Origin of the sequence: Brevibacterium permense, from assembly GCF_025506275.1 — a bacterium.
Lineage (GTDB): Bacteria > Actinomycetota > Actinomycetes > Actinomycetales > Brevibacteriaceae > Brevibacterium > Brevibacterium permense_A.
The window spans coordinates 25,933-43,508 of sequence record NZ_QYCP01000088.1; the positions used below are offsets into that span (position 1 = coordinate 25,933).

13 protein-coding genes are annotated in these 17,576 nt (G+C 66.1%); 3 read left to right on the forward strand and 10 right to left on the reverse strand.

Going from position 1 to position 17,576, the window contains the following annotated elements:
* Window positions 1–34: 34 nt before the first annotated feature.
* The 3 genes from D3I60_RS10260 to D3I60_RS10270 form a co-directional block, all read right to left on the reverse strand.
* The gene (locus D3I60_RS10260) at window positions 35–1,552 is read right to left on the reverse strand and encodes a hypothetical protein (protein WP_262776119.1); all 1,518 of its coding nucleotides are present in this window, start codon (window positions 1,550–1,552) and stop codon (window positions 35–37) included.
* Between the two features lie 99 nt (window positions 1,553–1,651).
* Complete coding sequence (locus D3I60_RS10265) at window positions 1,652–2,383, reverse strand: hypothetical protein (RefSeq protein ID WP_262776120.1); 732 nt, start codon at window positions 2,381–2,383, stop codon at window positions 1,652–1,654.
* A complete protein-coding gene (locus tag D3I60_RS10270; RefSeq protein ID WP_262776121.1) occupies window positions 2,380–2,625 on the reverse strand; it encodes a hypothetical protein in 246 nt (81 codons plus the stop codon). The genes D3I60_RS10265 and D3I60_RS10270 overlap by 4 nt, the downstream gene beginning before the upstream one ends.
* A gap of 252 nt (window positions 2,626–2,877) precedes the next feature.
* Here D3I60_RS10270 and purB point away from each other — a divergent pair, with 252 nt between their 5' ends.
* A complete protein-coding gene (gene purB, locus D3I60_RS10275) occupies window positions 2,878–4,311 on the forward strand; it encodes an adenylosuccinate lyase (protein WP_262776123.1) in 1,434 nt (477 codons plus the stop codon).
* A 162-nt stretch (window positions 4,312–4,473) separates the two neighbouring features.
* Here the strand turns inward: purB and D3I60_RS10280 are convergent, their stop codons facing one another.
* Complete coding sequence (locus D3I60_RS10280; protein ID WP_262776124.1) at window positions 4,474–5,280, reverse strand: transcriptional regulator; 807 nt, start codon at window positions 5,278–5,280, stop codon at window positions 4,474–4,476.
* A 154-nt stretch (window positions 5,281–5,434) separates the two neighbouring features.
* Entirely contained in the window at window positions 5,435–6,814 is a 1,380-nt protein-coding gene (locus tag D3I60_RS10285) for an MFS transporter (protein ID WP_262776125.1), read from the reverse strand.
* A 193-nt stretch (window positions 6,815–7,007) separates the two neighbouring features.
* Between D3I60_RS10285 and D3I60_RS10290 the strand changes: the two genes are divergently transcribed.
* Complete coding sequence (locus D3I60_RS10290; RefSeq protein WP_262776127.1) at window positions 7,008–7,892, forward strand: alpha/beta hydrolase family protein; 885 nt, start codon at window positions 7,008–7,010, stop codon at window positions 7,890–7,892.
* Between the two features lie 120 nt (window positions 7,893–8,012).
* On the opposite strand, the gene D3I60_RS10295 is transcribed toward D3I60_RS10290, so the two are convergent.
* Window positions 8,013–9,389, reverse strand: coding sequence for a D-arabinono-1,4-lactone oxidase (locus tag D3I60_RS10295; RefSeq protein WP_262776244.1), 1,377 nt, complete (start codon window positions 9,387–9,389; stop codon window positions 8,013–8,015).
* A gap of 5 nt (window positions 9,390–9,394) precedes the next feature.
* On the reverse strand, window positions 9,395–10,657 hold the full coding sequence (locus D3I60_RS10300) for an amino acid deaminase/aldolase (RefSeq protein ID WP_262776128.1): 1,263 nt from the start codon (window positions 10,655–10,657) through the stop codon (window positions 9,395–9,397).
* Between the two features lie 49 nt (window positions 10,658–10,706).
* On the opposite strand from D3I60_RS10300, the gene D3I60_RS10305 reads away from it, so the two are divergent.
* Window positions 10,707–12,308, forward strand: coding sequence for a succinic semialdehyde dehydrogenase (locus tag D3I60_RS10305; RefSeq protein ID WP_262776130.1), 1,602 nt, complete (start codon window positions 10,707–10,709; stop codon window positions 12,306–12,308).
* Window positions 12,309–12,523: 215 nt separating this feature from the next.
* Here D3I60_RS10305 and D3I60_RS10310 read toward each other — a convergent pair whose 3' ends face one another.
* From D3I60_RS10310 to D3I60_RS10320, 3 genes are all read right to left on the reverse strand, one after another.
* Window positions 12,524–14,458, reverse strand: a complete 1,935-nt coding sequence (locus D3I60_RS10310; protein WP_262776131.1) for a penicillin-binding transpeptidase domain-containing protein — start codon at window positions 14,456–14,458, stop codon at window positions 12,524–12,526.
* Between the two features lie 226 nt (window positions 14,459–14,684).
* Window positions 14,685–15,419, reverse strand: coding sequence for a response regulator (locus D3I60_RS10315; RefSeq protein WP_262776132.1), 735 nt, complete (start codon window positions 15,417–15,419; stop codon window positions 14,685–14,687).
* 131 nt (window positions 15,420–15,550) lie between these two features.
* Window positions 15,551–17,461: a sensor histidine kinase gene (locus tag D3I60_RS10320; protein WP_262776134.1), complete on the reverse strand. Its 1,911-nt coding sequence runs from the start codon at window positions 17,459–17,461 to the stop codon at window positions 15,551–15,553.
* Window positions 17,462–17,576: the final 115 nt, after the last annotated feature.

Consider the following 17,576-nt stretch of genomic DNA (forward strand, 5'->3'; position numbering starts at 1 on the left):
TGTCGATGCCGAGTGCCGTACCGCGAGTCCGAGTTCAATGGCGTCTGCGCTTGCCCTGGTAGTCGCGCGTCTTCCCGAGGTCACCGGTGAAGAACCCTGAGTTCTTCGAGGTGAAGCGGTCGATTGCGGAATTCCCGCCCTTCAGCAGCAGACCGATCGAGGCCGCATAGGCGACGGAGGAGTGCGCCGCCCCGGCCGAGGCGAACATCTCATCGAGTTCGGCATCGGTCTTGTCCGCCAGTTCGGGGACCTTGCGCAGTTCGTCGGGGTCGTAGTCGACGGTGATCGTCGACCAGTTCTTCGTCGCCGGGTTCTCGTTGCCGTCGAGATCGGGCACGAGGTCCTGTTCGTGTTCGATCGAAAGCACGTCGATTCCCGAATCGATGGCGAAGTCGGAGACCGGAGCACCGACCGTCATCAGGGCAGTGACGTTGACATCGTCGAGGAACGCCAGGTCCGCGGCGAGAGAGCCTGCGGTGATTCCTCCCTGTGAATATCCGACGAGCATGACCTCGGCGCCGCGGCCGATCCCGGCATCGGCGATCGCCTGGCGCACCATTTCGCGCATCACGGTGTCGTTGCCGGCCATGCCCTGCACGTTCGTCGTCAGGTCCGTCGTATTGTCACCTGACTTCGGAGACCAGTCGGTGGTGGCGGGGACGTAGACGATATAGCGGGTCGTCCCATCGGGTCCGACGACCTCCTCGATGCGGACCTGTCCGGAATCGGCTCCGCGGTGGCAGTTCGCTTCGCGGGAGAAGAGGTCTTCGACGTCACGCGGCGGTTCTTTGTGCGGAGCAGTCAGGCCATTCGCCCTCCATACCTCGACATCGGAGGGCAGCAGCAGTCCGAACGCGTTCGCACCTGCCAGGACCCAGATCGTCATCGAGGTCGAGTCGTGCGGCCAGAACGCGTGATCGCCTTCGGAATCGAGGATGAACGGAGGCAGCCCGAAGAATCCGACGACGAAGCCCGGCAGCACATGCTCGATGACGGCCCCGGTGACGTCGGACTGTTCGAACGCGAACGTGATCAGCGCTTCCTTCGCTTTCGCCTTCGTCTTGCTCAGGTCGATGCCGAACTGCTTGGTGATGACATCGTCGAGTCCGGTGACGTCGAGGATCTTCGTGACCACGACGACCTGGGCGCCTACGACGAGAGCGACGGGAATGATGACGGGCAGGCTGAGCGCGATGATGCGGCCGGTCGCGTAGCCGAGAGCGTCGAGCAGTCCGCCGAAGACTTCGCTGATGCCCTTCTCCGCCTGCCGGTAGGCGAAGGCAGCGGCTCGAACGGCGAGCAGTGTGGCCTCGAGTTCGAGCACCGAGACGGTCAGTTGGGCGTGGAACTGGATCCGGCAGGCATCGAGGTTGAGCGCCGTCACCGGGGCGGGGACCTGGGTGAGCAGGGTCGCGAGATCGAAGTCTCCGACAGCGGCGTCGATGGACAGATCGCCGATCTCGGCGATGACGGTCTGCAGTGCGTCTCCGCTGCCGTCGGCACGTTCATCGACGGTGATCCGTCCGCCTCCGCGGGTCGTCGAACAGATCATCGCGGGTCTCCTCTCATGTCTCGCTCCCGACCGATCTCAGTCCTGAGTCCCCGCCGGCTTCGGAGGCCACGAGTTCCCAGCGGTCAGAGGCTGCCGGCGTCAACTCGGAGCTCCTGCCGTCAGCGTCCGCGTGAGCACGGCGCTCAGCAGCATTCGCACCGCCGATTCGCCGGCGTCGACGTCATCGTCGACGGTGACGGAATCGCCGGCGCGCTCGATGACCGGCCGGAACCATGTCCCGCCCTCTCGGCGGAGGAATTCCAGCCCTGTCGCACCCCGTCCGGACGCCCAGCTGAGCGTGAGCACACAGTCCTGGTCGACGAGCTCGGTGAGATCCTCGACGACGTGCCCGATTCGTCCCGGCTCGATCCGGCGCAGCAGTTGGTGCCGCGCGAAGTCCTCGAACCCCTCCCCCTGCAACGCGAGGATCGCATGCGCGATGCCCGGCCCCAGGCACAGTGTCAGGTGGACGGTTTCGACTCCCGATGACACGACGACGCTGATGCGCGTGCGCGCCCTATTGAGTTCGGAGGCGAAGCCGCGCAGCCATGCGGTGAGCACATGGAGGTCCCGTCTCGCGCCCCCACTGCCCTCGCCCATTCCCGACGTTCCGGCACCAGTCCCCGAACCTGCGGCCGCAGTCCCTGCGGTTGCATTGGATCTTTCCTCCTCCGCCGAGGCGGCTCGGGAGTCCCGGTCGACCCGGCGAGGGAGCAGATCGGGCGGCCAGAGACGACGGAGCCGTTCGGGCAGTCTGCTGATCCGGTCGAGGTCGACGACGATCCAACTGTCGATGCCGGCGCCCTCACGTTCGGCGGGGTGAGTGTTCACAGCTGGATCCGTCCGCCCACGGACACGACCTGCAGGTGGAGGTCATACGCCTCGGCGAGCTTCTCCGCCCTCTCGCCCAACTTGTCGATCGATTCTGCGCACGAGGCCACCCGGTCATCGAGCAGCCCTCCCGCCGGGGAATCCCATCCGTCGATCTGGCGGCAGCTCTGCGCCAGGGAGTGCAGCACCTCCGCTCGCCGTCTCCACTGCTCGCGATTGCGCTCCAATTCGTCAGTGATCATGCCCCAGTCCTCCCACCTGCCTGTTCGGCATCCGAGCCCGAATCACTCGACCGTAGGCGGCAGCGGCTCGAACAGAGAAGCTTCGATTCCAAGGCTGGGGAAGAGGCTTGAGCGTCCACAGGGCACAGGCGTCGAAGTCACCACCGAATCCACAAGGGGCGATGCTCGAGTCCCGTGGTCCCGCCGGCCCCTGGCGATCGGTCGGCGCGGACAGGTGCCGCTCCGCTTCGCCGCTCATGAGAAAATGAGAGCATGCCGACTGTTTCCCTTGCCGAAATCTCGCCCGCCATCGCTCTCGGACCGCTTGATGGTCGCTACCGCAAAGACACCGCTGACCTCGTCGATCATCTCTCCGAGGCGGCGCTCAATCGCAACCGCATCATCGTTGAGATCGAATGGTTCATCCATCTCGCACAGAACTCGGTGATCGAGGGCGTTCGCACCCTCACCCCCGATGAGATCGACGCACTGCGTGCCTTCGCCGCCGACTTCGACGCCGACACCATCGCCACGCTGGCCGCTCATGAAGCCGTCACCGTCCATGACGTCAAGGCCGTCGAATACACAATCAAAGAAGCCCTAGTGACGATCGGCGCCGAGGACCTCGGCGAGCTCGTCCACTTCTGCTGCACGTCCGAAGACATCAACAACCTGTCCTGGGCGCTGGGCATCAAGGGTGCCACCGAACAGGTGTGGCTGCCGAGAGCGAAGGCCCTCATCGACGCTCTCGCCGAGTCCGCCGCGGAACTGGCCGAAGTTCCGATGCTCGCCCACACCCACGGACAGCCGGCCACTCCGACGACGATGGGCAAGGAGCTCGCCGTCTTCATCCACCGCCTGCGCCGTCAGTACGAACGCATCGCCGCCACCGAGTTCCTCGGCAAGATCAACGGCGCCACGGGCACCTATTCGGCCCATCTGGCCGCTGTGCCGGGAGCGGATTGGCCGCAGATCGCCCGCACCTTCGTCGAAGACCGTCTCGGGCTGACCTTCAACTCGCTGACCACGCAGATCGAATCCCACGACTGGAACTCCGAGCTGTTCGCCGATATCGCTCGGTTCAACCGGATCGCACACAACCTGGCCACCGATATGTGGACCTACATCTCGATGAACTACTTCAAGCAGATCCCCGTCGCGGGTGCGACCGGTTCGTCGACGATGCCGCACAAGGTCAACCCGATCCGCTTCGAGAACGCCGAAGCCAACCTCGAACTCTCCTGCGCCCTGCTCGATTCCCTCGGCTCGACGCTGATCACCTCGCGGATGCAGCGCGACCTCACCGACTCGACCTCGCAGCGCAATATCGGTGTCGCCTACGGCCACTCGGTGCTTGCGCTCAACAACCTGGTCAAGGGCCTCGGTGCGCTTGCCATCAACGAGGATGCTCTGGCCGCCGACCTCGACGGCAACTGGGAGGTCCTCGGTGAAGCCGTCCAGTCGGTCATGCGTGCCGCCGGGCTGCAGGGCGTGCCGGGAATGGACAACCCGTACGAAACGCTCAAGGAACTCACTCGCGGCAAGCGCATCAACCAAGCCGATCTGCAGGCGTTCGTCGACGGTCTCGGACTGCCCGAGGAGCGTGCCGAACTGCTCAAGGCCCTCACGCCTGCCACCTACACCGGTGTCGCGGCTCAGCTCGCCGAGTCCGAGGTCTCGGACTGGCAGGCCTTCAGCGAAGGCTGATCTCAGGCCCTGACAACGCGTCGAGGCCGGTCTCCGAATTCGGAGATCGGCCTCGAGGCGCATTTCGCTGGTCGGCGGACGCCGCCCTGCCTCATGCTTGGCGGGTCGCAGCCACATGACTCACGGTTCGCAGCCGCCGCCCTCGCGAGTCGGCCTCGAAAGTCAGACGGAGGGGACGTCGAAGGTCGTCGTGAACTCCGGGACCTTCTCGTCGGTTCCCAGCACCTTGCCGGGTCCGCGTTCGTAGCGGATCGTGTAGGCGTCCTGCTTCTCGTTCGGAACATAGGCGAGCCAGCCCTGGTGGGTTCCGCCGTCTCGGCGTCTGACGTCTTCGAAGGGTTCATAGCCGGCAGCTCGCATTTCGGCTTCGAGGCCGTCGGTCTGGTCGTATCGGTAGTCCGCCCCGCCGTCTTCGGAGATCTTGAATGCTCCGGACTGGATGAGTCCGCTGTATTTCTGCCCTGGGGTGATCTTGACTTCGAGGAGGACGACTTCGCCCCCGAGTTCGATCGCCGATGCCCTCTTGGACGACTCGAAGTTCCGCACCGCAGAGAGCACCTCGATCTTGTCCTGCATCTCCGGATCCTCGAAGTTTTCGCCGATGCTGACCTGCCCCTGGCTGCCGGACGACGCTCCCGAGTCCGAACCGGTGGACCCGTCAGCCGCCGAGGTCGATGACGAGGCGTTCGAGGTCGACTGATCGGAACTCGAGTCCTGACCACCGGTCTGGTCCTGTCCGGTCTGATCCTGGCCGTTCTGGTCGGCATTCGACTCCTGGCCGTTCTGGTCGCCCTGATCCTGACCGTTCTGATCCTGGCCGCCCTGATCCTGAGCGTCGGTGTTCGACTGTTCTCCGGTCTGGCCCTGTTCGGGCTGGACGGCCTGGCTGATGAGCGAGCAGCCCGAGAAGGCGAGTGTGCAGCTGAACAGGGCGGCAGCGGTGAAGGTGGCACGCTTCATGCGTTTCATGATGACTCCTTGATCGGTCTCTCACACCCGGGAGTCGTTCGCCCGAATGCGTGTTCTGAAACCAACCTATGAGCTCATCGAGCGCGAGATGTGCGCAGAGTGTGGCAGAACGGCAACGCCTGTCACCGATCCGCCGCAGCCCCCGGCCACGCTCTCAAGCAGGGACGAGATGTTTGTCCGCGTCCACCTCGGCGAGGGTCTTCTTGCCCATGCTGCGGGCGAGGATGAGGGTCGGGACTCCGGCGACGACGATGACCACGGTGGCATAGATCGCCGGCGCCAGAGTGATGCCCGTCGACGACATGAGTGCCGTGGCGATGAGCGGGGAGAGACCGCCGAAGAGCACGGTGGCGACGTTGTAGCCGATCGCCATGCCGGAGAAGCGGCTCGTGCCGGTGAACTGCTCGGGCACCATGGCAGCGGCCACCGCGCTCCACCCGGCCGCGGGAATTGCGAGGAACGCCGACCCTGCGATTGCGATGCCCGCAGACTGGTTGGACAGCAGCACGTACGCGGGAATCGTCGTGAAGACGAAGACAGCCATGAGTGCTGCCAGCGTGATTTTGCGTCCGAACCTGTCCGAGGCGAGGCCGAAGAACGGGGTGACGACGATGGCGACGACGGCCGCGACCGTGCCCAGTGCCAGGGAGCCGGAGTTCGGGATCTTCGCCACCTCTTCGATGTACGTGGGCACATAGGTGATGTTGAGGAAGTAGCTGACCGAGCCGATCGAGGAGATGAGGAACGCCACGAGGATCGCCCGCGGCTGTTCGAGGATCGCAGTGATGAGCGGGGAGCGCTCGAGGGCCGTATCTTTCGTGCCCTTATTCTCCTTCTCTGCCTGCTGCAGCCGTTTGAAGGTCTCGGTCTCCTCCATCATCGACCGCAGCGGAACCATGAGGATGGCGAGCACAGCACCGAGGACGAACAGCAGCCGCCAACCCCAGGAATCCATCGCCTCGGGACTGAGCGTATTCGCCAGCAGCGCACCGGATCCCACCGCCAGGAGCGCACCGACCTCGCTGTTGGCCGCAGCCCAGCTGGCCGCCAATCCGCGCTTTCCCGGTCCCGCCGATTCCATGAGGAAGACCATGATTCCCGTGTATTCCGCGCCGACGGAGAATCCGGACAGGCAGCGCAGGGCGACCATGAGGACGCCGGCCCAGATGCCGATCGTGTCGTAGTTCGGGATCACCGCGATCCCGAGCATGGAGATCGCCATGAGGACCGCGGAGATGATGAGCGTCGATCGTCGTCCGATCCGATCACCGAGGTGGCCGAAGACCATCGCGCCCAAGGGCCGAAAGAGGAATCCCGCCGCACCGACCCCGAGGGTCAGCAGCAGAGAATCCGTCTGATCGCCGAAGAACTCCTTGGTCAGGGTCGTGGCGACATAGAAGAAGATCGAGAAGTCGTACCATTCGACGACGGTGCCGAATGCGGCGACGAACATCGACCTGCGCCGGCCTCTCTCCCGCTCGCGGCTGGTCGCCCGGCTGGGAGATGCGGGATGGTTCCGATCCGACGCGGTCATTCTCTGAGCGTACCAGCAGGCTCGGACATGGGATCCCGCGAAGGAGTTCGGTGAATTCCTGCCGAGGATTGCGGCGGGGACGGGCCGGGGGCTGCAGCGGGAGGGTACCGAACACGCCGGCACGGATGGCAACGCCAAGAATTATATTACCGACTAGTAGTGCCCTGGCGTCACGGTGATTACGCTGAAGGATATGGACTCACTTCTCAAGCAGGACGTACGCATCCCGGTGCCGAGCCGGTACGGATCCAGCGACCTCGAGGGGCATCTCTTCCTCCCCACGGCCGACCCCCGTGCGGTGCTGACGATCCACCCGGCGACCGCGACTCCGGAACGCTTCTACTTCTCCTTCGCCGAGGCGGCCGCCGCGAGAGGGTTCGCCGTGATCACCTACGGCTTCCGCGGCGTCGGCGATCGAACGGAAGCTCGCGCACATCGCCACATCCGCATGCGCGACTGGATCTCCGAAGATGTGGCGGCAGCGGGAGCCTGGGCGGAGGAGAGATTCCCTGATCTGCCGCATACGGCGTTGGGCCACAGCGTCGGCGGGCACGCTCTGCTCCTGGGATACGGCGGTCAGCGTCTGAGTGGAATCGCCACGGTCGCCACAGCGATGGTGGCGGCGCGCCAAATCGCACCCCGCAGCGAGCGCTTCCGAGTGGAATTCGGCCTCGGGGTCTGCGGCAGAGCGATTACTCGGGTGTTCGGGTACATGCCCGGCAGCCGAGTAGGACTCGGTGAGGACATTCCCGCTGCCGCTCTCTACGAGTGGACGAAATGGCTGCGCCGCCCCCACTTCTTCTTCGATGACCCGAGCTTCGACGCCGAGGCGCGAGCCTCCCGACTGCGCACACCTGTGCTCGCCATCGGCACCTCAGACGATCCGTGGGCGACACAGGCGTTCATCGATGCGATCACCGACCGGCTGCGACTGGCCCCGGTGACTCGTCGCACTTTCGCCCCGGAGGAGCTCGGGGTGACGAGCATCGGACATCACGGCCTGATGCGCAGATCGACCGCCGAGGCGGCCTGGCCGGAGATCCTCGACTGGCTCGGCGCGCGAGCAGCCGAAGAATAGGTCACTGCCGGAGACTTTCCGCGCCCAGGAGTATCCGTTTGCGACCACTTGTCGACTGACCTCCCCTCAGCCGCCGACGACGCTGACCTCCCCTCAGCAGCGGGTGACGCTGACCTCCCCTCAGCCGCGGGTGACGCCGAACAGCGAGTCGGTGAAGCGGTTGCCGAACATAGCCTCCGGATCCAGTCGAGTCCGCAGGTCGCAGAAGTCCGCGAATCGCGGATAGAGCTCGTGCAGGTCAGCGGCGGTACGAGTGTGGATCTTGCCCCAGTGCGGGCGGCCGCCGTGCCGGCACAGGATCTCCTCGACGACGCGGAAGTACTCGGCGAAGTCCTCTTTGATGAAGCGGTGGACGGCGATGTACATCGTCTCCCGCCCGGATGCCGTCGACAGCGGCACATCATCGGCGGCGGCGCACCGAACCTCGAGGGGGAATGAGATCGCCCACCCCTTGGCCCCGATGACGTCTCTGATCTCCCGCATCGCCTCGGGCCCGGAGTCGAAGGGCAGCGCGTACTCCATCTCGTTGAACCGCACCCGCCGCGGGGTGACGAACACATCGTGACCCGGCGCCCGGTACGTCCGGTCCGCCACGACTGACTGAGCGATCCGATTGATCGACGGCACCACGGCCGGGACTTTGGCACCGAGCTCGACGGCCAGCCGCAGCGCCCCGTTCTCCACCACCTCTTTGTCGAGGAGGTTGAGCCACCGATTGCGCACCCCCGCCTCGGCGAGGTGACCCGGCCCGGCCTGTCCCGGCTCCACTCGGGTGTTCGTCTTCGTCAGCACCGAATCGGTGTGCGGGAACCAGTAGAACTCGAAATGGTCTGCCCCGCGCATCCGCTCGGTCAGCTCGTCGAGGAGCTCGTCGAATCCGGCGACCTTCTCCTCGGCGATGAGGTCGAAGGCCGGCACGCACTGGAGTTCGACCTCGGTGATGACTCCGAGGACGCCGAGGCTGACCCGTGCGAGGTCGAAGATCTCCGGTTGCGCCTCGGCCGACAGTTCCCGTACTTCACCGTCGGGGCCCATGAGGCTCAGTCCGGTGACGGTCCCGGCGAACCCGGTGTACCCGATCCCGGTGCCGTGTGTGCTCGTCGAGATCGCACCGGCAAGGGCCTGCGGATTGACGTCACCCTGGTTCTCCAGGGCCAGGCCGAAGGGTGCGAGGAGGGCGGGAATGTCCCGCAGTCGGGTGCCGGCGTGGAAGCGGACCCGGCCGGCCGCCTCGTCGACGGCGACGATCCCCGACAGTCCGTCGAGGCTGACCATGACGTCACCGCCGGCGGCCACGGGAGTGAAGGAATGCCCGGCCCCGACCACCCGCAGACGGTCCCCGGCCACTGCAGCGGCCGTGACGATTCCCGCTAGCTCCTCCGCCGAGGCGGGGCCCGAGAAGGTGTGCGGATGTGCGTGGACGTGCCCGGCCCAGTTCCGGAACGCTCGTCGCTGCGCGGTCCGAGCGCGCGTTTGCGTGCTTCGGCCTCTGTTCATCGTGCTCACAGCACCAGTCCCTCTCCCCTGTATGTCGACCAGGTGTCGATGATCGTCGATCCCGAGACGACGAGGAATTCGTTGAAATGTTCGGCCAGTTCGCCTGCTTTCGCATGCCTGAACCACACGAGATCCCCGATGCGCAGCACTTCCGTGCCGGGCCCGGTCAGCGGAGTCTGCACCTCGCCGGGACCCTCGAGCCCGGAGTACTCGAGGCCCGCAGGCCAGGCGATGGTCGGCAGACGGTCGGAACCAGGAACTCCCGAGGCGATGAATCCGCCTTTGAAGACCGTCACCCAGCCGGGGCCGGGTCTGCGCACGACGGGTGTGACGAAGTACGCGGCCGGCCGATGCCGAAAGTGCGTATAGCCGTCGAAGAGGCCTGGGGAGAAGAGGCCGGATCCGGCGGCGAGTTCGGTCAGAGTGCCTTCGACGGAGCTGGATTCGAAAGAGCCGGTCCCCCCGCCGTTGACGAATTCGAGGTCGGCAACCTCGCGGACTGCGGCGATGACGGCTGCTCGTCGTTCGGCGAGTTCGACGACCGAGGCCTTCTGCATGGCGCGCACGATCGCCTGCCGCACCGTTCGTCCGGCATCGGCGGTGCCGGCGATCTGCCCCTCGTAGAACATCATCCCGACGAGGTCGAAACCTGGCCTGGCCGCAACCTGCCTGGCGAGCGCAATGGCCGCTCGCCCGTCACGGATCGGCGAGCGCCTGGCCCCGATATGGACGCGGTCGCCCAACCAGGATTCGGCGGGTCGATAGGAGGAGTCGACGTCGATGCACACCCGCACCGAGGCGGCTCCCGCCTCGGCGAGGTCCTTCCCCTCCCCTGTGGGACCGGTCCCGTCCGAGGAGGACGTCCGCCCCGCCTCGGCGAGGTTCTCTCGGACGTCGTCGATGATGTCGAGGTGGTCCACGGAATCGATCATCAGGGTGATGTTCGTGCACGCTCCCGCCTCGGCGAACATCCGACTCAGGGAGGCTCGGTCGAGGCTGGGATAGCCGATGACGATATCGCGGACGCCGCGGGCATGGAGGAACAGCGCCTCGGGGACGGAAAAGGCGAGCACCCCGGAAAATGCGGGGTGGGCGAGCGCCCGGTCGATGGCGGCGGGCACGCGCAGGGACTTCGTGGCCAGGCGGATCGGCAGTCCGCGAGCCCGCTCGGCAAGGGCATCGAGGTTCGCGTCGAAGGCGTCGAGATCGAGGACGGCGGTGGGTGCGCCGGTCCCCTTCAGCGCCCTCCGCAGATCACTCGAAACCATATTCGGTAGTCTAGCCTGCGATGACCTACGTCACAGAAAGAGGAAGCCGATGAGTACAGAGACCACCGCACGCACCTCCGAAGCAGACACTGCCGGGACCCCCTCCGCGCATGTCACCGCGGCGCTGCGGGACTTCCTCGACACCGAACCGTATGCTGACGCCTCCGGCTCGGGCGAGGTGATGCGCGGAGTCGAGCCGTTCACCGGCCAGGAGGTCGACCGGTTCGCCCGGAACACTCCCGACGATATCGAGGCCGCCTACGCCACCGCGCGCATTGCCGGCGAGGCATGGGCCGCTCAGTCGGTCGAGCATCGAGCGAAGGTGCTCACCCGTCTGCATTCCGCACTGGCCCGGAATGAGGATCTGCTCCTCGACATCATCCAGTACGAGACCGGCAAGGCCCGCATCCACGCCTATGACGAGATCCTCGATACCTTCAATGTGCTCCGCCACTACGGGGTGATGGCCGCCCGCTATCTGCGCCCCGAACGTCGGCGCGGGGCGATCCCCGTGCTCACCCGCACCGAGGTCACCCGCACCCCGTTGGGCGTGATCGGGTTCATCACACCGTGGAACTACCCGCTGACCCTGGGGGCGACCGACCTGTTCGCGGCCCTGACGGCCGGCAATGCCGTCGTCCACAAACCCGATTCGACGACGACGCTGACCTCGGTGTTCATGCGCAGGCTGGCGATCGCCGCCGGCCTGCCCGCCGAGGTATGGCAGCTTGTGCCCGGGCCCTCCGCCGAGGTCGGACCCGCGCTCATGGCCGGCGCCGACGGAATCTCGTTCACCGGGTCGACGGCCGCTGGGCGGTCGATCGCCGCCGAGGCGGGGCAGCGTCTGCTCCCTGCCGCGCTCGAGCTCGGAGGCAAGAATCCCCTGATCGTGGCCGCCGATGCGGATCTGGAGAAGGCCGTCGAGGGTGCCGTGCGCGGATCGTTCTCGTCGGCCGGGCAGCTGTGCATCTCCATCGAGCGCATCTACGTCCACGAGGACCTCTATGAGACCTTCTGCGCCCACTTCGCCGAGGCGGCCCGTGCCTACCGTCTCGGTGCCGCGTTCGAGTACGGCCCGGACATGGGCACCTTGGCGGGACCGAAGCAGCTCGAGACGATCACCAACCATGTCGAGCAGGCGCGCAGCGCCGGTGCCACGGTTCTCGCCGGCGGACACCCGGTGCCCGATCTCGGCCCCTACTTCTACGCACCGACCGTGCTCACGGATGTTCCTCCTGAGGCGGAGCTGCATCGGGAGGAGACATTCGGTCCCGTCGTCTCCGTCTATTCGGTGCCGTCGGATGCCGCGGCGATCGCTGCGGCCAATGACAGCGACTACGGACTCTCGGCATCGGTGTACTCGCGCTCCCACGGGCGTGAGATCGCGCGGCAGGTCGAGGCCGGAATGGTCAACGTCAATGAGGTCTACCCGGCCAGCTGGGGATCCATCGACGCTCCGGCGGGCGGAGTCAAGGCCTCGGGAATGGGCCACCGGCACGGCCCTGAGGGCCTCTTTCAGTTCATGCACTCGCACACGATCGCCGAACAGCGCCTCCACCCGATCGCACCGGCCGGCCCCCTCGATCAGGCGAAGTTCGCAAAGGCCATGACCGGGGCGCTGCAGGCCATGCGGTCCCTGCGCATGAAGTAGGCCGACGAATACAGGTCACCATCGGATACTTCTGGCGCCGAAGAGTATCCGATGGCGACCTATGTTTCGGGCTGATGGTCCGATTGTGACCTATTCTCCTGCCCGGGCCGAGTTGGGGAGGAGATCCTGCGGCGTCAGGCAAAGCTCCGCCGATGAGTGGGGCTCAGAATCTCAGCGGGACTCAGCACTCGGTGGCGTTCAACGCCTCGGTGGAGTCAGTTGACGTTGTCGAAGAATTCGTGCGCCACCGGCACGGCCGCCTCGGCGCCGAATCCGCCGTCTTCGACGAGCACGGCCACGGCCAGGTCGCCCTGGAATCCGGCGAACCACGAATGGGTGCGCGGCGGGGAGTCATTGCCGTATTCGGCCGTTCCGGTCTTGCCGTGGACGGGATCGCCGGGAACGTCCTTGAGATCGGTGGCGGTGCCCTCGGTGACGACCGCTCGCATCATCTCCGAGATCCCCTTCGCCGCTTGGCCATCAAGGGCCGGAGGATCGTCAGCCCCTTCCGCGCCCGACTCGTCGACGCCTGCATCGTCGAGGGCATCACCGAGCACGAGCTGCGGGTCCACGGTCTCCCCTGCCTGCACCGAGGCGGCCATCGTCGCCACGGACAGCGGGCTCGCCTGCACCTTGCCCTGACCGATCATCTGCGCAGCATGCGTGACCTCGTCGTCGGCCGGCACCGAGGCGGTCTTCGCTCCGATGCCCAATGTCGCAGCCGTCATGCCCAGCTGCTCGGCTGCTGCGGTCAGGTCGTCCCCGGTGACCTCGTCCCCGGAGGAGACGAAAGCGGTGTTGCACGAGTGTGCGAAGTCGTCGGCGAAGCTGACGTCGCCGAGCACTTCATCTTCGGCGTTCTTGAACCTCTTGCCACCGACCGTGACTGTCTGCGGGCAGTCGATCGTGTCGTCCGGCTTCACTCCGGATTCGAGGAGCGCGAGGCCCGAAGCGATCTTGAACACCGAGCCGGGAGCGTACTGACCGCTCAGCGCTCGGTCCCAGGCCGCTCCTTCCGGGTCGTAGTTGGCCACGGCAAGGACGTGACCGTCGCTCGGTCGGATGGCGACGAGAGCTGTCGGTTTCCTGCCGATCGCAGCCGCCTTGTCCGCGGCTTCTTGGATCCGTACGTCAAGGGTGGTCTCGAGATTCTCGCCGTCTTCGGCTGTGAAGGCATGGAGACTCGTCAGCTTCGTCGTTCCGCCTCTGTCATCGCTCGCGTCGCCTTTCGCGAAGACTTCGACGCCGCCAGGTCCGCTCAGCCGATTGTTGAATGTCTTCTGCAGGCCCGTGCGGCCGATGATCTCGCCGGGGATGATCGCAGCCTGGGATTTCTCGATGTCGTCGGCGCTGGCCTGCCCCACGGAACCGAGGGTGGCCTGGGCGAACCCGCGGGACCGGGTCAGGGTCTGGGTATCCTCGGTGAACAGCACTCCCGGCAGATCGTGGATGGCGTCCTTGACCGACTTGTAGTCGTCTTCGCGCAGCGTCACGACGGGGACGAGCTGGTTGCCTTCGGCGTCATCGACGGACTTCTCGAGATCATCGGCATCGAGGTCGAGGGCGTCGACACCGTCGTTGAGTCCGCTGACGAGTCGGCCGATGGTGTCGGGTTCGAGTCGATTCGGGTGGACGCCGATGTCGACGACCTCCCCCTCCTCCATGAGCACTTCATCATCGGCGCCGAGGATGTTCCCCCTCCTTCCCTGGTTCGCGCGCAGAGCGAAGCGACCGCCCTTGCCGAGCTTCGGGTGGATGGCCTTCTCAGTGAGATCTGCCCACCAGAAGAGCCCGTTCTTCTCCAGGGGCAGCTGAGAACTGTACTCCCAGGACTCTCCGTCGTTGTTCGCCCACGTCCAATCGAGTGTGGCCACGTCCCGACCGTCGGCCTCGGTGATGTCGTCGACGGTGACCGACCGCAGGGCCACTCTCGTGCCCAATGCCTTCGTGACGCGATCGAACAGGCCCTGGGCGAGGTCCTTCTCATGCCAGATGTCCGAGCGCAGCTGCTCCTCGGCGAGGTCGTGGGCGGCCGCCTCTGCGGCGGAGGACTTCGTCATCGGCAACCGGAAGAGGGCGAAGACTCCGGCTCCGGCGAGCAGCACGAGGATGAGGGCGACGGCCAGCCAGACCCGGGACTTCTTCGACATGGGCCCATCCTCTACCGAGGGTCGCCCGATGTCCATTGCTCTGCGGCGAGACCGGCGCAACGTCGGCCCCACGACCGATTGTTGGGTCGATCCACGGCGGTTTCGGCGCGTTCAGAACGCCGTGGATCGAGCCAACAATGCTTGCGGCGTTGGTCACGGGCGCAGTGCCAGAGCGATCAGCCCGCGGCGTCGGTCACGGTGGGCTGCTCGCGCACGTAGTCCGCGGTCAGCCTGCGTCGGGGACGACGGTGTATTCGAGGACGGGACGACCGGCCGAACCGTATCGGGGACGGCGTTCGAGCATACCGGCGTCGGCCATGGATTCGAGATAGCGACGAGCGGTGACTCGCGAGACGCCGAGGCCTTCGGCCAGCTCTGCTGCGGACTGTCCGGGATTCTCATTGAGCAGGCTCTTGACCTCGGACTGGACCGCATCGGGCACGCCCTTCGCGGTCGCCGCCACGGTGTGCGTGCGCAGGGCCGAGATCGCTTTGTCGACCTCGGTCTGGGTGACCTCGCCGTCGTTCGAATCCCCGCCGAGGCGGTTGCGGAAGGACGAATACGCCTCGAGTTTGGATTTGAAGACGGGGAAGGTGAACGGCTTGATGATGTACTGGGCGACGCCGTAGGACAGAGCTTCCTGCACGATCTGCATATCCCGGGCAGCGGTGACCGCGATGATGTCGACGTCGACGCGTTGGCCGCGGATAGCGCGGCAGACCTGCAGCCCGTGCCCGTCGGGCAGATTCATATCGAGGAGGACGAGATGGACGCCGGAGGGATCGAGGCCGTAGATCTGACCTGTGAGAGCAGCCATCGCCTGAGTGGCGTTCTTCGCCACTCCGGCGACGTGATAGCCGTCGATGCGGTCGATGTACTTCGCGTGAGCACGGGCGGCGACCACCTCATCCTCGACGACGAGCACACCGATGCTCGATTCAGGCGCAGTTGTGTCCGACATGCCGCCAGTCTATCTTCACCCGTTTGACAGCGTCCCGGATCGTGTTGCAGTCCCGTCACATCCGGTTCCGGCCCACCTGAGCGGTTGCGGCCCACCTGAGCGGTGCCGGCATCACCGGCGATCGCCCGCCCCTATCCGACCTGCCCGTCGCCGGACTGTCCGGAACCCGACTGGCCTGCCGCGGTCTGACCCGCATTCCCCGGGTCGGGCAGCCACACCGTGAGCACTGCGCCCTTGAATCGGTCACAGTCCTCCCCGTGGCCCTGCACATCGACGGCGCCCCCGAGGCGGCGGATCGCCTGCACGACCAGGGACAGCCCGACCCCGCGGGTGCCCGTCTGCTGGCGACCCTGTCCCTGGTCGGTCTCGACGCCATCGTGCTTCGTCGACCAGCCGCGCTCGAAGATCGCGTCGAGGTATTCCTCGTCGATTCCCGGGCCGTCATCGCTGACCTCGATCGTGAATCCGCCGGGACCGCCGGAACCGGAGAGCTCGACATGGACTCTCTTGTCTTCGGACAGAACATCCTGCCTGCTCAGGGCGTCGAAGGCATTGTCGACGAGGTTGCCGAGGATCGTTGCGAGGTCGCGATCATCCCCGCCGAGGTTGCCCGTGAGGTCCGCGGTGTCCACCGTCATCTCGATGCCCGCCTCGGCGGCTTGGGCGATCTTCGACAGCAGCAGGGCCGAGAGGACCGGGTGGTCGAAGGTCATCGATCCGTCCCCGTTCACCCGGTTGAGGTCATCGATGTCCTTGGCCGCGAAGTCGATGGCCTCATCGACGTGCCCGGTCTCGAGCAGGGACACGACCATGTGCAGACGGTTCGCGTACTCGTGGGTCTGCGCGCGCAGGGAGTCGGAGAAGGACCGCACGGAGACGAGCTCGCCGGAGAGCTCGGCCAACTCCGTGTGATCGCGCATGGTCACGACCCACGTGTCGCTTTCCGCCTCGGTGGGCTGCTGATTGACGACGAGGACGCGGTCGTCGGTGTAGTGGATCTCGTCGCGGGCCCATCGGCCGGAGGCGAGCAGATCATGCAGCGCCTCGGGCAGTTCGAGTTCACGCAGCGGCATCTCCTCCGCCGAGGTGGGGCCTTGGTCTGCATCGTCGCTGGCGGGCGGCATGCCCAGCAGTTCCCGGGCCTCAGCGTTGATGAGCACGATCCCGCGGGCTCGGTCGACGAGCAGCAGACCTTCGGAGACGGCTGTGAGAACGGAGGAGTAGAAGTCGAGCATGCTGCGCAGCTCGTCGGCACCGTAGTCACCGGTGACCCGGCGCAGTCCCCGCGATGTCACCCAGGACGAGCCGATGCCGAGGACAAGGGTGAGGGCGGCGATGCCGATGAGCCATTTGCCCTGCGCCAGGAAGCCTTCGCGGACCGAATCGGCGGAGCTGCCGACGATGACGGCGCCGACCACGGTGTCCGATCTCAGTCCGTCGAGGCCGACGTGTTCGGCGTAGACGGGGGTGACGACGTACATGGTGCCGTCGGCCGGGCCGCCGTCGTTGATGAAGCGCACGGTCGACCTGCCATTCTGCAGGGCCTGTCCGTCGACGGCCTGGGCCAGCTGGTCGATGGAGTCCTCTGGAATCTTCCCGGAATCCGCCGAGGCGGTCTTCGCCTCCAGCGCCTGCTGGCGTCCGGGTGAGCCCAGGGTCGGCGGGGTGAGGAGGAAGTCGATGGGCACGACCGCGGCGATGTCGAAGCCGTATTGGCTGATGACGTTGTCCAGCAGCGTCTGAACGTCGTCGCGGGATTCGGAGTCGAGATAGTCGTCCTGACCGACGTCACCGGTGCCGATGAGGCCCAGCGACATCGAGATGTTGTCCGCGGCCGACCGCAGCAGGTCCTGTTCGCGCTTCGTGTTCAGTTGGGAGAGCTGGAGGTAGAGCAGACTCGTCGTGAGCACCATGATGCCCACGAGCATGATCGAGTTCGCGAACATGATCCGCCCGGCCGCGGAGAGGCGGACCCACCGACTCAGGCGACCGACCGGTCCGGCGGGCCCCTTCGACAGCACGGTGCGCTTCTTCTTCGGCATGGAATCCATTGTGCCACCCGCCCAGCCGCTGTCTGCCTGATCGGGCCGGCAGCTCATTCGGCCGGTTCGGAGGGCCTGCTGGGTCAGTCTGCCTGGTCGGTCAGCCGGGCCATTC

Coding starts and splice junctions, on each gene's coding strand:
- D3I60_RS10260 (WP_262776119.1), bottom strand. CDS start 1,552: ATGATCTGTTCGACGACCCGCGGAGGCGGACGGATCACCGTCGATGAA.
- D3I60_RS10270 (WP_262776121.1), bottom strand. CDS start 2,625: ATGATCACTGACGAATTGGAGCGCAATCGCGAGCAGTGGAGACGGCGA.
- purB (WP_262776123.1), top strand. CDS start 2,878: ATGCCGACTGTTTCCCTTGCCGAAATCTCGCCCGCCATCGCTCTCGGA.
- D3I60_RS10280 (WP_262776124.1), bottom strand. CDS start 5,280: ATGAAACGCATGAAGCGTGCCACCTTCACCGCTGCCGCCCTGTTCAGC.
- D3I60_RS10285 (WP_262776125.1), bottom strand. CDS start 6,814: ATGACCGCGTCGGATCGGAACCATCCCGCATCTCCCAGCCGGGCGACC.
- D3I60_RS10290 (WP_262776127.1), top strand. CDS start 7,008: ATGGACTCACTTCTCAAGCAGGACGTACGCATCCCGGTGCCGAGCCGG.
- D3I60_RS10295 (WP_262776244.1), bottom strand. CDS start 9,389: ATGAACAGAGGCCGAAGCACGCAAACGCGCGCTCGGACCGCGCAGCGA.
- D3I60_RS10300 (WP_262776128.1), bottom strand. CDS start 10,657: ATGGTTTCGAGTGATCTGCGGAGGGCGCTGAAGGGGACCGGCGCACCC.
- D3I60_RS10305 (WP_262776130.1), top strand. CDS start 10,707: ATGAGTACAGAGACCACCGCACGCACCTCCGAAGCAGACACTGCCGGG.
- D3I60_RS10310 (WP_262776131.1), bottom strand. CDS start 14,458: ATGTCGAAGAAGTCCCGGGTCTGGCTGGCCGTCGCCCTCATCCTCGTG.
- D3I60_RS10315 (WP_262776132.1), bottom strand. CDS start 15,419: ATGTCGGACACAACTGCGCCTGAATCGAGCATCGGTGTGCTCGTCGTC.
- D3I60_RS10320 (WP_262776134.1), bottom strand. CDS start 17,461: ATGCCGAAGAAGAAGCGCACCGTGCTGTCGAAGGGGCCCGCCGGACCG.